Source organism: Acinetobacter bohemicus ANC 3994 (genome assembly GCF_000367925.1).
Lineage (GTDB): Bacteria > Pseudomonadota > Gammaproteobacteria > Pseudomonadales > Moraxellaceae > Acinetobacter > Acinetobacter bohemicus.
The window spans coordinates 459,799-473,503 of record NZ_KB849176.1; the positions used below are offsets into that span (position 1 = coordinate 459,799).

At 39.4% G+C, this 13,705-nt stretch carries 10 protein-coding genes and 4 tRNA genes; 4 read left to right on the forward strand and 10 right to left on the reverse strand.

Annotated features, from left to right (window positions below; translation table 11 throughout):
* Positions 1-4: 4 nt before the first annotated feature.
* The 9 genes from F994_RS14905 to pyrC all read right to left on the reverse strand — a co-directional run bounded on the left by F994_RS14905 (position 5) and on the right by pyrC (position 5,924).
* Positions 5-712, reverse strand: coding sequence for a glutathione binding-like protein (locus F994_RS14905; RefSeq protein ID WP_004651412.1), 708 nt, complete (start codon positions 710-712; stop codon positions 5-7).
* Positions 713-844: 132 nt separating this feature from the next.
* A tRNA-Glu gene (locus tag F994_RS14910) sits at positions 845-920 on the reverse strand.
* Between the two features lie 42 nt (positions 921-962).
* Positions 963-1,038 (reverse strand) — tRNA-Glu (locus F994_RS14915).
* Positions 1,039-1,165: 127 nt separating this feature from the next.
* Positions 1,166-2,059, reverse strand: a complete 894-nt coding sequence (locus tag F994_RS14920) for a hypothetical protein (RefSeq protein ID WP_004651413.1) — start codon at positions 2,057-2,059, stop codon at positions 1,166-1,168.
* An 81-nt stretch (positions 2,060-2,140) separates the two neighbouring features.
* On the reverse strand, positions 2,141-3,559 hold the full coding sequence (locus tag F994_RS14925) for an amino acid permease (protein ID WP_004651414.1): 1,419 nt from the start codon (positions 3,557-3,559) through the stop codon (positions 2,141-2,143).
* A gap of 110 nt (positions 3,560-3,669) precedes the next feature.
* Positions 3,670-3,745: transfer RNA gene (locus tag F994_RS14930), tRNA-Glu, on the reverse strand.
* A gap of 404 nt (positions 3,746-4,149) precedes the next feature.
* A tRNA-Glu gene (locus F994_RS14935) sits at positions 4,150-4,225 on the reverse strand.
* Between the two features lie 20 nt (positions 4,226-4,245).
* On the reverse strand, positions 4,246-4,905 hold the full coding sequence (gene rnt / locus F994_RS14940; protein ID WP_034697270.1) for a ribonuclease T: 660 nt from the start codon (positions 4,903-4,905) through the stop codon (positions 4,246-4,248).
* Complete coding sequence (pyrC, locus tag F994_RS14945; RefSeq protein WP_034697392.1) at positions 4,890-5,924, reverse strand: dihydroorotase; 1,035 nt, start codon at positions 5,922-5,924, stop codon at positions 4,890-4,892. The genes rnt and pyrC overlap by 16 nt, the downstream gene beginning before the upstream one ends.
* A gap of 151 nt (positions 5,925-6,075) precedes the next feature.
* Here pyrC and F994_RS14950 point away from each other — a divergent pair, with 151 nt between their 5' ends.
* Positions 6,076-7,335: a GGDEF domain-containing protein gene (locus F994_RS14950; protein ID WP_004651417.1), complete on the forward strand. Its 1,260-nt coding sequence runs from the start codon at positions 6,076-6,078 to the stop codon at positions 7,333-7,335.
* A 419-nt stretch (positions 7,336-7,754) separates the two neighbouring features.
* Here F994_RS14950 and argG read toward each other — a convergent pair whose 3' ends face one another.
* The gene (gene argG, locus F994_RS14955) at positions 7,755-9,098 is read right to left on the reverse strand and encodes an argininosuccinate synthase (RefSeq protein WP_004651419.1); all 1,344 of its coding nucleotides are present in this window, start codon (positions 9,096-9,098) and stop codon (positions 7,755-7,757) included.
* 839 nt (positions 9,099-9,937) lie between these two features.
* Here argG and lldP point away from each other — a divergent pair.
* The 3 genes from lldP to lldD are packed head-to-tail and all read left to right on the forward strand — an operon-like array spanning position 9,938 to position 13,529.
* Positions 9,938-11,608 (forward strand): L-lactate permease, encoded by a 1,671-nt coding sequence (lldP, locus tag F994_RS14960; protein WP_171065351.1) that lies wholly within the window; start codon positions 9,938-9,940, stop codon positions 11,606-11,608.
* A 20-nt stretch (positions 11,609-11,628) separates the two neighbouring features.
* Complete coding sequence (gene lldR / locus F994_RS14965; protein WP_004651421.1) at positions 11,629-12,372, forward strand: transcriptional regulator LldR; 744 nt, start codon at positions 11,629-11,631, stop codon at positions 12,370-12,372.
* Positions 12,373-12,374: 2 nt separating this feature from the next.
* Entirely contained in the window at positions 12,375-13,529 is a 1,155-nt protein-coding gene (gene lldD, locus F994_RS14970; protein ID WP_004651422.1) for an FMN-dependent L-lactate dehydrogenase LldD, read from the forward strand.
* Positions 13,530-13,705: the final 176 nt, after the last annotated feature.

Consider the following 13,705-nt stretch of genomic DNA (forward strand, 5'->3'; position numbering starts at 1 on the left):
CTGATTACCATGCTTTAGACCAATACGATTGAAATGTCGAAGCAGACCATTGTCCTTTCTCTAATGCACGTTGAAAGGCTGGTCTGCTTTGGATTTGTAATAAATAACGCTGGATATGCGCTAAGGATTCAAACGCAGGGTTGGATTGCGTGCAAGCCAACAAGGGAAACCATAATAAAAGATCTGCAATAGTAAACTGCTGACCTGCGACATAGCGGTGGTGTTTTAGATGTTGATCCATCATTTGCAAGTGTTGATTCAAGGTATGATTTAAATAGCCGTGATCAAATCCCAATTTTAGACATTGACTGACAAAACGTATGGCCCAAGGTGTTCTTGCCACAATAGCCGCAAAAATTTGTTTGAGGGCTAAATCGGGCATCAATGTCGCTTCAGCAAAATTTTTCCAATAATAAAAATGCTGTATTTCTTGATGGCTAAGCTTAGCTATGCCTAATTCATTGAATAAATAGCTTAGGTAGTCTGCAATTGCGGCTGTTTCAGCAAGGGTAATGACATCTGAACCCTCATTTTCACAAATTTGCACCGTTGGAAATTTGGCAAGTCGGTGAGGGTGTCTAATCTGATCTAAGCTTTGATCAGATGGATTGTTATCGCAAAAAACCAATTCATAATCGAGTTTTAATTCTTCTAATAACCAAAGGATGCGTTGTGAACGTGAATTGGTTTTATGAAATAGACGAATGTGCATGAAGTCATAATTTATTGTTTTGTTGAATTTGAGTATAAAACAGAATGTGATTTTGAAGATGATGATGCTGAAAATAAAAAAGCCCGATTAATAATAATCAGGCTTTTTTATGAGATTTTTCAATCTCGAATGTGGCGACCCTACGGGGATTCGAACCCCGGTTACCGCCGTGAAAGGGCGATGTCCTAGGCCTCTAGACGATAGGGTCAATAGGTGAGGCATACTTCTGAAAACTAAACCATAAATTAAATGGCGACCCTACGGGGATTCGAACCCCGGTTACCGCCGTGAAAGGGCGATGTCCTAGGCCTCTAGACGATAGGGTCGTTTCAGAGGTGGGCGTATAATAGGGTGGATATGAAAAGCTGTCAAACCTTTTTCGAGGATAATCTTTAAAAATACAATCAAGTGAATAAAAATAAAACAAATTCGTGAAATATACTTTGAATTGGTTTAATTTTTGAGCTTTAAGGCATCCACAATGCTTTTGATGACCGCTGGGTGTTGTAAATAACCGGTAATTTTATGTGGGCTACTCACAAGTGTGGTGATTGCTTGATTAATAATCGGTGGTTCGAAGTCGAAAGGCGCTTCGCATAAAGGGAAAGCAGTTAAGAAATCATCGGGTGAGTAAAAATTAAACCAATCACCATGCAACTGGGGTGGGCGGGAAATCGGTAAGTTGAGTTTTTCTTGAACCACTTTAAATGCCAGTGGTGAACCGAGTGTAATAAAACGATGAATCCTAAAATTGGTAAATTGATGCAATAGGTTATAAGCAATGACTGTGCCTAATGAATGAGCCACAATAATATGATCTTTAGTCGGATGGATGTGAGACATAATTCTTTGGTGGACTTCATGCATAAAGTCAGGGTTGGACAGGTACAAATAGGTTTCGACTAAAAATTTATGAATCAGTGTTTCGTGTAGTTTGGGGTAGTGATTAAGGAACATGCTTAATTCTTTGAAAGCATGGTCTTTGGTTAACGCTGAAATAACTGATAAATGCTGAGTAAGCGACTCAGATTGTTCAGGATTGAAACAGGGTAAGGGCGTGACACAGGGCCTATGTTCTTGAACAATAGAGGTGTTATGCCAGAGGTGAAAGGGAAGGTGTAAATTCAAAAGTGATTTAGGGAGCAGTGTGGCTAAATCTAAAATGTTATAGAGCTGATGTTTGGTTAGTAAATCACCATAAAAGGGGAGTTTAATATCCAGTGATTTAAGCTCGATATTTTGCTCTGCATGAGTCAAGCCCGTTTTAAACACATTTAACCAATGTTGTTTTAAAGCATTTTCATCATAATTTTGTTGATTCATGCCGTGAATAAAAATAATTTTCATACAGGGTCAGATTTTTTATAGAGGACATTGTCTGTATTTAGCTTAAAAAAAAGAGCGGTACTTGACCACTCTTTTTATGTGTTAGTTTTGCTTTCGATAAAAAATATAATAACTGAGATAACAACCAGCAATAAACATTAGGCAGCCAATAAAGCCCGGCAACATTTCTGGGTCGGTCGCCATACTAATACCGGTAATAAAACAGAATACAAAACCAAGAATCGGTACGATTGGGAAGAGTGGTGCAGCAAAGCCCAATTCTTTCGCTGTATGACCATCTTTATACCACTGACGACGGAAATTGAATTGGCTTAAGCAAATGCTCATCCATACAATTACCATGGTAAATGCGGCTATTCCGAGTAAATTTTTGAAAATTGTTTCAGGTGCAAATTGTTCTGATAATAAGCCTGGCAGTGCACCAAACATAGTGACAATAATGGCAATAAATGGAATGCCACGATGATTTACTTTGGAAAACACAGCCGGTAATTGTTTTTTATCAGATAAAGACCACATCATGCGCGAAGCAGCATATAAGCCCGAATTCGCCGCAGATAACAGCGCGGTAATAATCACAAAGCGAATAATATCTTCTGAATAGGGAATACCAATATAGGTAAACACGGTCACGAATGGACTACTACTGACCCCTTCAGCATTTAAGCCTGCCATTTGATGTGGCAAGAGTGCGCTAATGACGACAATTGTCCCGACAAAGAAGATTAAAAGACGCCAAATAGCGGCATTAATGGCTTTGGGTACATTCTTCGCTGGGTCTTGTGTTTCGCCTGCTGCAACACCAATCAATTCTGTCCCTGAAAAGGCAAAATTCACAATCAGCATGGTGGCAAAAATAGGGAATAAACCTTGAGGGAACCAACCTTGAGCCGTTAGGTTGCTAAATAAAGGTGCAGATGAGTGGCCTTGGAAAGAAAGTATGCCAAAGACTGCCAAAAGACCTAAAATAATGAAGACAATCACCGTCACAACTTTGACTAAAGACAGCCAAAATTCAGATTCAGCAAACAGTTTGGTTGAACTCATATTTAGTCCAAAAACAATTGCGGCAAAGGCAATTGTCCAAATCCAGACCGAAATTTGAGGAAACCATTCCTGCATCAGTAGTGCTGCGGCGGTAAATTCAGTTCCGAGGGTGGCCGTCCATGTGAGCCAATACAGCCAAGTAATGGTATAGCCCGTACCTGGACCAATAAATTTTTGTGCATAGCTACCAAAAGAACCCGACTCAGGCATATGTACCGCAAGCTCGCCTAGGCAAAGCATTACAGCGTAGGCAATTAAACCACCTAAAAGATAGGAAAAAATGGCACCTACAGGCCCCGTTTGTGCAATGACTTCACCCGAACCTAAAAATAACCCTGTCCCGATTGCGCCACCAAGCGAAATCATGACTAGGTGTCGAGTACTCATAGCGCGTTTTAATGGCGCAGAATTGCTCTGATGCGAAGCATCATTCGGAGTATGAGATGGCTGCATAAGAGAAAAGGAAAGATATAGATGAAGCGAGCTATTGTAGTGAAAAACTACAAATCTGCAATGGAATAATGATGAATGTTGGAGCTTGAATGATCGTATAGCACGATATATGGCGACCCTACGGGGATTCGAACCCCGGTTACCGCCGTGAAAGGGCGATGTCCTAGGCCTCTAGACGATAGGGTCGTAAGGAGGTGATGGGTATAGTATGGATTTTTGATCAGGCTGTCAAACCTGTAATGGCATTATTTATAGAATATTGAATTGATTGCATAAAAAATAACAAATTCAAAATAAAAAAACGCAGTTTTAAATAGCCTTTTATCGATGGATTAATTAATGGCTCATTTTATGGTGATATATGCAGTTGAACTTAAAATGTAGGGAACTACAAAATTAAGTGGGGGTAAGCAAATTTTAGGGTAACGGTAAGGCAAACAAAAAATTATTATTAGGTGTCATGAATTAAAAAACAGACATAAGAATTATGTTTAATGAAAGTAATAAATAACAATGAGGGAGTTTAAAATAAAATTAGGTCTAGAAATATAGAGCAATTTTTAGAAATTGAATAAAGCAGAAAGAATAGATGGCGTCCCTACGGGGATTCGAACCCCGGTTACCGCCGTGAAAGGGCGATGTCCTAGGCCTCTAGACGATAGGGACGTTTAGAAGATGGCGGTATCTTATTGATCCGCCACCAAAGTGTCAAGTAGGTAAGGTGCGAGTTTGTTCAAAATATAACAGAACAGTTCCGCAGTCTTTTGAGTATCGTATAAAGCAGAGTGTGCTTCTTTACCATCGAACTCAATTCCAGCTTGAATACACGATTTTGCCAGTACCGTTTGACCAAACATCACAGCACTTAAAGTCACTGTATCGAATACAGAAAAACTGTGGAATGGATTTTGATTTTTAGTGCCAGTACGCGCAATAGCCGCTTGCACAAAACCTAAATCAAAATGGGCATTGTGTCCAACCAATACCGCATGGGTACAGTTTTGCTGACGACGTACTTCATTTACAGCTTTAAAAATGCGCTTTAATGCGGACTTTTCATCTTCAGCCATGGCTATACGCATTGGATTAGACGGATCAATACCAATAAAATCTAAGGAGCGACGGTCTAAGTTGGCCCCTTGAAAAGGGTTAATATGTGCATGGTAAGCTTCACCTGGCACAAACTGACCGGCTTCATTATAAATGATCGGGATTGCTGCAATTTCCAATAAGGCATCGGTCTGTGAGTTAAAACCTGCTGTTTCGACATCCACAACAACAGGTAAAAATCCACGGAAACGCTGACCAATTATTGGTTGGGTTTCATCTGTCACACTTTTCTCCATTGAATGGTTTTACCCGCATACAGAGGGATAATTTGTTCACCATCCAAGTAGTCTAAACTTGTCGGAATAATTTGATCTTCTTTGACCAAGGTAATGGTGCTGGTATTACGTGGAAGACCATAGAAGTCAGCACCAAAGTGGCTGGCAAAACCTTCTAGGCGATCAATTTTACCAACTTGGTCAAAAGCTTGAGCATATAATTCAATTGCGGTCGGTGCACTATAACAACCTGCACAACCACATGCATTTTCTTTGGCATTTTTTGAATGAGGCGCACTGTCTGTGCCTAAGAAAAACTTAGGATTCGAGCTGGTTGCAACTTCAAGTAACGTTTGCTGATGGGTTTGACGTTTTAAAATAGGCAAACAATAGAAATGCGGTTTTATACCACCAACCAACATATCATTGCGATTAAACAATAAATGTTGTGGCGTAATTGTAGCAGCTACATTGCGGTCTTGCTCAAGTACAAAATGTGCAGCTTCACTGGTGGTGATATGTTCAAGAACCAATTTTAGCTTCGGAAATTGTTTGAGTAATGGCGCTAAGACTTCATCTATAAAGCGTTTTTCACGATCAAAAATATCAACATGATTGTGAGTGACTTCGCCATGTAGCAGTAAAGGTACTTGATGTTCTTCAAGTTGTTCAATCACAGCATAAACTTTACGAATGTCGCTGACACCGTTGTCTGAGTTTGTGGTTGCACCCGCAGGATATAGCTTGATGGCATTCACATGCTCAGATTCTTTAATTTTTTTGACTTCACTTGGCGCAGTGTGGTCAGTAAAGTAAAGCACCATACGCGGGTCAAAGGCGATGCCTTCTGGTACATGCGCCATAATGCGTTCACGATACGCAATCGCTTCTTCAACTGTTTTTACAGGAGGAACAGTATTTGGCATACAGATTGCGCGAGCAAACTGCCGAGCTAAATCAGGAACCGTGCGTTGTAATGAGAGACCATCGCGAAGGTGAGCGTGCCAATCATCTGGCTGGAGAAGAGTGATCGTATTCAAGGTCATTTCAATCAAAGAAATAAAACAAATGATAATCCATAAAGTGTGAAAATGGTAACGGGAATTAAAGACAAATGGTGAGATATATATAATTATAAACAATAAAATTATGTTATTTTAAGTAACTAAAAAAATTACATAATGCCTAGCAATGGAATATAAGTATAATCTGGCGAAATTACAGTACGATAAAGAAAAAATAGAAGAACTGATTACGCGGCAAAGTCGTCGTGTAGGTCAAGTTTTTCCCAAAAAAATGGAACAAGAGTTTTGGTCAAAAAACTTAGAACGTGCTCGAAAACATGTGGAAAAATATGTTTGGGGTGGTGTTTTAGCCTATTTTATTTTCACCGTTGTCATGGTGCCCAGTGATTATTGGATTATTGATCAGCAATATTTTGTGCATGATTTTGTGCAATCTATGTTTGGGTTACTAAATGGTGCGCTCTGTTTGTTGGCGTTATTCTTTTTTGCTTCTTTTCCTAAAGCACGTCCATATTTCTCTCTTGCTTCCATGGTTATTATGTTTTGGGCAATTGTTTCAACCACATGGTTAACTGTTACAGTTGAAACTGTTGCGTTACAGCATCAAGCTATGGCGATCGTCTGTATTATTTATATATTGGCTTATATTCTGACTGGGGTAAAACCCTTTTATATGCTGGTAACAGGTTTATCCGCAGCAACAGTCACCGTTTTTGTCTTTGTGGGACTAAATGTTGATTTTGATGCGATGGTCTTGGCACGTATTCTATTTGGGAGCTGTATGCTCGGCTATGTGATTAGCCATATGATTTTTGCACGTGAGCGGATGATTTATTTATATTCAATGCGTGCCAAAGTCAGTGAAAAAATTCACCGTATTTATAATTCAGAATTACTTCACTTAAGTCAGCATGATGAGCTGACTAAGATTTCAAATCGTCGAACTTTTGATGAAATGATGGATGTATTTTACGAACAATCCCGTCGTGATCAAACGCCTTTGTCTGTTTTGTTTATTGATGTCGATTTTTTTAAAAAATATAATGATTTTTATGGTCATCAAAAAGGGGATGATGTTATTTCTTCGATTGCCAAATCAGTTAAAAATGCCATACGACATATGGATTTTGTTGCGCGATATGGTGGCGAGGAATTTGTGGTGTTATTGCCTGAAACCGACGCGCATGGGGCTTATGCTGTAGCATCAAATATATATAAAGCCATTGATCGTTTGGAAATTCCGCATATCAAATCTTTAGTTTCAAATCATATTACGATTAGTTTAGGGGTTACGGTGTATCGGGGTGAAATAGAGTTAGGCAAAGAAGAACTACTCAGCATTGCAGATCAGGCTCTATATCGAGCGAAGGAACTTGGGCGAAATCAAATTTATTATCAATCTATTCGTACAACACAAGTCGCTTAAAATTTTAAATTAGCCTTTAGAGTGAGATATAAAAAACTTCCTAATGAGGTAATGCTATTCAGTTAAGGGTTTTAGAAATAAAGTCCTTAGTTTTTAGTTATTCATGACAGAGTCTTATGTTTTTTAAATCAAATATTTGGAGCTCATCTATTACTTTGGATAAGCCCAAATGAGAAGCAGAGCTTCGCAAGAAAGGCATCTTGCGGCGCAGTGCGCCTCACCGCAAAACTCGCCAAATCCCTTTTATTGATTAATAAATCGCAGAAACCGTACTTTTTTAAATAGTTTTGCCTCGAACAGTTGCGGATGACGTTTCCGCGTATCGAATAACATTATAAATTTAAAAAATAAAATGCCAGTCAATTTTTTAACTGACTGGCATTAGCCTCATAAGGCGGTTTTTTTGACTTTAAACAAACTTATTTGTTTTTGTCTTTTAATTGTGGAACTGCTGAACCCGTACCTACTGCAAGTAAGCCAGTGTTGGTATAAATACTTAATTTAGCACGTGTATCTGTGATATCTAAATTACGCATGGTGAGTTGACCAATACGATCCATAGGAGAGAACATTGAATCGCCTTTCTCCATGGTTAAACGCTCAGCTTCATAAGTGAGGTTTTCAGATTCAGTGTTCATAATGGTGTAGTCATTACCACGACGCAGTTCTAAAGTCACAGTACCAGTAATGGCTTTAGCAACCCAACGCTGTGCAGTTTCACGCAGCATAAGCGCTTGAGAGTCGAACCAACGACCTTGGTACAATAAACGACCTAAACGTAAACCGTTGATGCGGTATTGTTCAATGGTATCTTCGTTATGAATACCTGTCACTAGACGTTCATAAGCGATATGAAGTAGAGCCATACCCGGTGCTTCGTAAATACCACGAGATTTCGCTTCAATAATACGGTTTTCAATTTGGTCAGACATACCTAGACCATGACGACCACCGATACGGTTCGCTTCAAGAATCAACTCAACTGGATCTTCGATACGTTGGCCATTTAAAGCAACAGGCATACCTTCTTCGAAAGTCACTGTGACTTCTTCAGCTTTAACCTCTACGTCATCTTTCCAAAAAGCAACGCCCATAATTGGGTCAACGATTTTGATCCCAGCATTGAGGTATTCAAGATCTTTTGCTTCGTGAGTTGCACCCAACATATTTGAGTCAGTTGAGTAAGCTTTCTCTTTCGACATTTTGTAATCAAAACCATTGTCAATTAAGAATTGTGACATTTCGGCACGGCCGCCTAACTCATCAATAAACGTCTGGTCTAACCATGGTTTATAGATTTTAAGCGCAGGGTTAGTCAACAAACCATAACGGTAAAAACGTTCAATGTCGTTACCTTTATAAGTTGAACCATCACCCCAAATGTTGACATCATCTTCTTTCATTGCGGTAACAAGCATAGTACCTGTCACTGCACGACCAAGAGGTGTTGTATTGAAGTAAGGAACACCACCGGTACTGATATGGAATGCGCCACACTGAATTGCAGCAATACCTTCAAGCGCAAGCTGTAAACGGCAGTCAACTAAACGTGCTTTTACTGCGCCATAAGCTTCAGCTTTCTTTGGAATCGCATCATAGTCATCTTCATCTGGCTGACCTAAATTTGCGGTATACGCATAAGGTTCAGCACCTTTTTGTTTCATCCACAATAGAGCAGCTGAAGTATCAAGGCCACCAGAGAAGGCAATCCCAACTTTTTTACCTACTGGTACATTCTGCAAGATCGTTGCATTATCAGTCATTGTTAGTCCTAACGATATAAAATAGGCACCACGATAATTGGTAGCCGAGGAGAATCTATAGTTGGGTTAATTATAGCACTCTTAGGGAAATTTTTTTTCGTAAAAATAACCAATCAAAAAAATATCTGCAATTTTTAAGCTGATCACGATTTTAAAAAATGATGATTGATTTAATTAAATTAAAAAGACAGCAGGTGAACTGAAATAAATATTCGGAAATTATTATTCATGATATTGGGCACTGTGTCAGAGGGTGAGTTTATTTTTGGCTGAGTAGTCACGCTTTCGAGGCAGAGATTAATTAAAATAAAGGGCTTGAAACGGACAATTTCTGTTGTCAATATCATTTTATTGGAAATGATTTATGTCGAAAAAGTGATTTTCACCATGAGTGTTTTTAGGGCTGAATTTTAAAAAATCAGTTGATTTCGCTGCATAACAATCGCTGAATATGGATCTATTGCACTTAATTTTGATGCTTTAAAGTACAGTCTAAACAACAAAAAACAGGGTATTAGACTAAAGTTGTAGGTGTGGCGGGTTTTTCGTATTTTTAGGCTAAAAAATTAAATAAAAACAAAGCTAATGAGTATCTTTATTATTTTTTGAGCTTGTTGGATAAGCAGATTTTATGACTCAAATTTACTCAATATTGGTCAGACCAATATAAAATATGTTAGACCGATATTGATCTTTAATTAAACAAAATTTACTATATTTGAGTAAATACGGAATATTTTTTTATTTTATTCTTTATTGGTCTTACCAATTTGAGATTAATCTTATGAGTGTTCAGACCACTATTCCATTATTCATGTACCAGTAAGCATTTCAAGGAGATGACAATGCTTCAATCTTGGCAACAGATTTATGATCCTCTTGGCAATATTTGGATCTCCAGTTTAATTGCACTTATTCCTATTATTTTTTTCTTCCTCGCACTGGCTGTTTTTCGCTTAAAAGGTAGTGTGGCGGGAACAATTACCGTTGTTTTAGCATTACTGGTTTCACTTTTTGCTTATCAGGTGCCTGTAACAATCGCATTTGCATCGATGATTTATGGCTTTTTCTACGGTTTATGGCCGATTGCTTGGATCATTATTGGCGCAGTCTTTTTATATAAAATTTCAGTAAAAACGGGTCAATTCAATATTATCCGTTCTTCAATTTTATCTATTACGGAAGACCAGCGCTTACAAATGCTGTTGGTGGGATTTGCATTTGGTACTTTCCTTGAAGGTGCGGCAGGTTTTGGTGCACCAGTGGCAATTACCGCTGCGTTATTGGTTGGTTTAGGTTTTAAACCTTTATATGCAGCAGGGCTTTGTTTAATTGTGAATACCGCACCTGTTGCATTTGGTGCCATGGGTATTCCAATTATTGTTGCAGGGCAGGTTTCTGGGGTGGATACCATGGAAATCAGTCAGATGGTGGGTCGTCAATTACCGTTTATGGTGCCTATCGTTCTGTTCTGGATCATGGGGATTATGGATGGCTGGCGCGGGATTAAAGAAACATGGCCGGCAGTTATTGTGGCGGGTGGATCATTCGCGATTGCACAATATTTAACTTCTAACTTTGTGGGTCCAGAATTACCTGATATTACTGCTGCAATTGCATCTTTAGTGACCTTGACGATTTTACTTAAATACTGGAAACCAAAACATATTTTCCGTTTTGCTGATCAGGATGCAAGTATTGATGAAAATCTAGAGGCTCAGAAGCAACAGAAATATAGCATTGGGCAAATTGCTAAAGCTTGGTCTCCATTTATGATCTTAACCGTAATGGTGACGATTTGGAGTGTCAAACCTTTTAAAGATTTGTTCACTAAAGATGGTGCATTACATGATTTAGTGATTTCAATCAAAGTGCCATATTTACATCAATTGGTGCAAAAAATGCCACCAGTTGTACCTGAAATCAAAAACTATGATGCTATTTTTAAATTTGACTGGTTCTCTGCAACAGGTACAGCCATTTTTATTGCCGCGGTTATTACCATTCTTTTCTTGAAAATGAAGCCAAAAGAAGCTGTAGTGACTTTTGGTGAAACACTTAATGAATTGAAAACACCGATTTATTCGATTGGTATGGTATTGGCATTTGCTTTTATTGCCAATTATTCGGGTATGTCAGCAACATTGGCATTGGCACTGGCACATACAGGAAAAGCATTTACTTTCTTCTCACCTTTCTTGGGCTGGGTTGGGGTGTTCTTAACCGGTTCAGATACGTCAGCGAATGCATTGTTTGGCGCATTACAAGCAACGACAGCACGTCAAATTGGTGTGCCTGAAGTGTTATTGGTTGCAGCCAATACCAGTGGTGGGGTGACAGGAAAAATGATTTCTCCACAATCGATTGCGATTGCATGTGCAGCGGTAGGATTGGTAGGTAAAGAGTCAGACCTGTTCCGTTTTACGGTGAAACACAGTATCGTTTTCACCATAATGATGGGTATTCTTATTACCTTACAAGCTTATGTGTTCCCATGGATGATTCCATAACACGCAATTAAGGACAGCAAATGAAAGTCTCCGACAAAGTGGTACAAAGCCTTCGTATATTAATTGAACAAAATAATATGCAAGTTGGAGATCGTTTGCCTGCTGAACGAAAATTATGTGAGCAGTTAGGAGTTTCCCGTTCTTCTTTACGTGAAGCGATTCAGCAACTGAGCAGTATGGGCATGTTGTTAAGTAAAGTTGGAGCGGGTACTTTTTTGCAACAGTTGCCGACTAATTGGTCGCAACATCAAATTGTACAGCCTTTAATTAATTTGATTGATCAAGATCCTGCATACCGTTTTGATGTGCAGGAAGCACGAACCATTTTAGAAGGGGGCACTGCTTGGTATGCCGCAGAGCGTGCCACGCCAGAAGACCTACAAAATATTCGTCAATGTTACGATCAAATTAGCCATTTTCAGTCACTTGGTGATGATGATCGGGCCGCACAAGCCGATGCTAAATTTCATTTGGCGATTGCCGAAGCATCACATAATTTAGTGCTCATTCAGATGATGCGTGGCTTATTTGATCTGTTGCAATTTAACGTGGCTTTAGGCCGTCGAAAAGTCTATTCAGAATCACACCGTTTTGATCAATTGCATGACCAACATTTTCGGGTGATGGCTGCAATTGAACGTAAAGATCCAGAAGCTGCTCGACAAGCAGTATGTGGACATATTGAGTTTGTAGTTCAACAAGTACGCTCGATTGATGAAGAAGAAGCTCGTCGTCAGCGTGCAAGTCGATTAAACAGGATATAGCTATGATTATTTCTTCTACTAATGATTACCGTGAAGCTGCAAAACGTCGCTTGCCGCCGTTTTTATTTCATTACATCGATGGTGGTGCATATGCGGAACATACGCTAAAGCGCAATGTAGAAGATTTATCCAAAATTGCCTTAAGACAGCGTGTTTTGAACGATATGTCTTCCTTAAGTCTTGAAACTAAACTATTTAATGAAACCTTATCGATGCCTGTTGCTTTGTCACCTGTAGGATTAACAGGGATGTATGCTCGCCGTGGCGAGGTACAGGCAGCAGTCGCGGCAGATAAAAAAGGCATTCCTTTTACTTTATCGACAGTTTCAGTGTGTCCGATTGAAGAAGTTGCACCCGCGATTCAACGTCCAATGTGGTTTCAGTTGTATGTGCTACGCGACCGTGGCTTTATGAAAAATGCTTTAGAGCGTGCTAAAGCTGCGGGCTGTTCTACCTTGGTTTTTACTGTGGATATGCCAGTACCAGGGGCGCGTTATCGTGATGCACATTCGGGTATGAGTGGTCCAAATGCAGCCATGCGCCGTTATTTACAATCGGTACTTCATCCACAATGGGCTTGGGATGTGGGTCTGCATGGTCGTCCACATGACTTGGGGAATATTTCAAAATACCTAGGTAAACCTACAGGGCTTGAAGACTATATTGGTTGGTTAGGTAATAATTTTGACCCGTCTATTTCATGGAAAGACTTAGAGTGGATTCGTGAATTTTGGGATGGTCCAATGGTCATCAAGGGCATTTTAGATCCTGAAGATGCTAAAGATGCTGTTCGTTTTGGTGCCGATGGAATCGTGGTTTCAAACCACGGTGGTCGTCAGCTGGATGGTGTTTTATCCAGTGCCCGTGCACTCCCTCCAATTGCAGATGCGGTGAAAGGTGAGATTAAAATTCTAGCCGATTCAGGTATTCGTAATGGTTTGGATGTGGTACGTATGTTGGCGATGGGTGCAGATACTTGCATGCTTGGTCGTGCATTTGTTTATGCATTGGGTGCGGCGGGTGGAGCAGGTGTATCTAATTTATTAGATTTAATTGATAAAGAGATGCGTGTTGCAATGACATTAACAGGTGCAAAAACCATTGCAGATATTACCTCTGATTGTTTGGTGAAATTGGATCGAGAGTTGGCTGAGTGAAGAGCTTTAACGAGTGTGGTGGTTCAGTCATAAGTTTATGAGTTGAAAATATTTAAATTTTTTAATTCATCTCCCAATTCATTTTACTTTAATCCCTCCCAGCCTCCCTTTTAGAAAGGGAGGAGCTACATCTTTCAAGATTAAAGTAATGAAAAAGTCCCCCTTTTTTAAGGGGG

Excerpts from the sequence above, each read along its gene's own strand:
- F994_RS14905 (WP_004651412.1), bottom strand. The coding sequence starts at position 712 with ATGCACATTCGTCTATTTCATAAAACCAATTCACGTTCACAACGCATC.
- F994_RS14920 (WP_004651413.1), bottom strand. The coding sequence starts at position 2,059 with ATGAAAATTATTTTTATTCACGGCATGAATCAACAAAATTATGATGAA.
- F994_RS14925 (WP_004651414.1), bottom strand. The coding sequence starts at position 3,559 with ATGCAGCCATCTCATACTCCGAATGATGCTTCGCATCAGAGCAATTCT.
- rnt (WP_034697270.1), bottom strand. The coding sequence starts at position 4,905 with ATGGAGAAAAGTGTGACAGATGAAACCCAACCAATAATTGGTCAGCGT.
- F994_RS14950 (WP_004651417.1), top strand. The coding sequence starts at position 6,076 with ATGGAATATAAGTATAATCTGGCGAAATTACAGTACGATAAAGAAAAA.
- argG (WP_004651419.1), bottom strand. The coding sequence starts at position 9,098 with ATGACTGATAATGCAACGATCTTGCAGAATGTACCAGTAGGTAAAAAA.
- lldP (WP_171065351.1), top strand. The coding sequence starts at position 9,938 with ATGACAATGCTTCAATCTTGGCAACAGATTTATGATCCTCTTGGCAAT.
- lldR (WP_004651421.1), top strand. The coding sequence starts at position 11,629 with ATGAAAGTCTCCGACAAAGTGGTACAAAGCCTTCGTATATTAATTGAA.
- lldD (WP_004651422.1), top strand. The coding sequence starts at position 12,375 with ATGATTATTTCTTCTACTAATGATTACCGTGAAGCTGCAAAACGTCGC.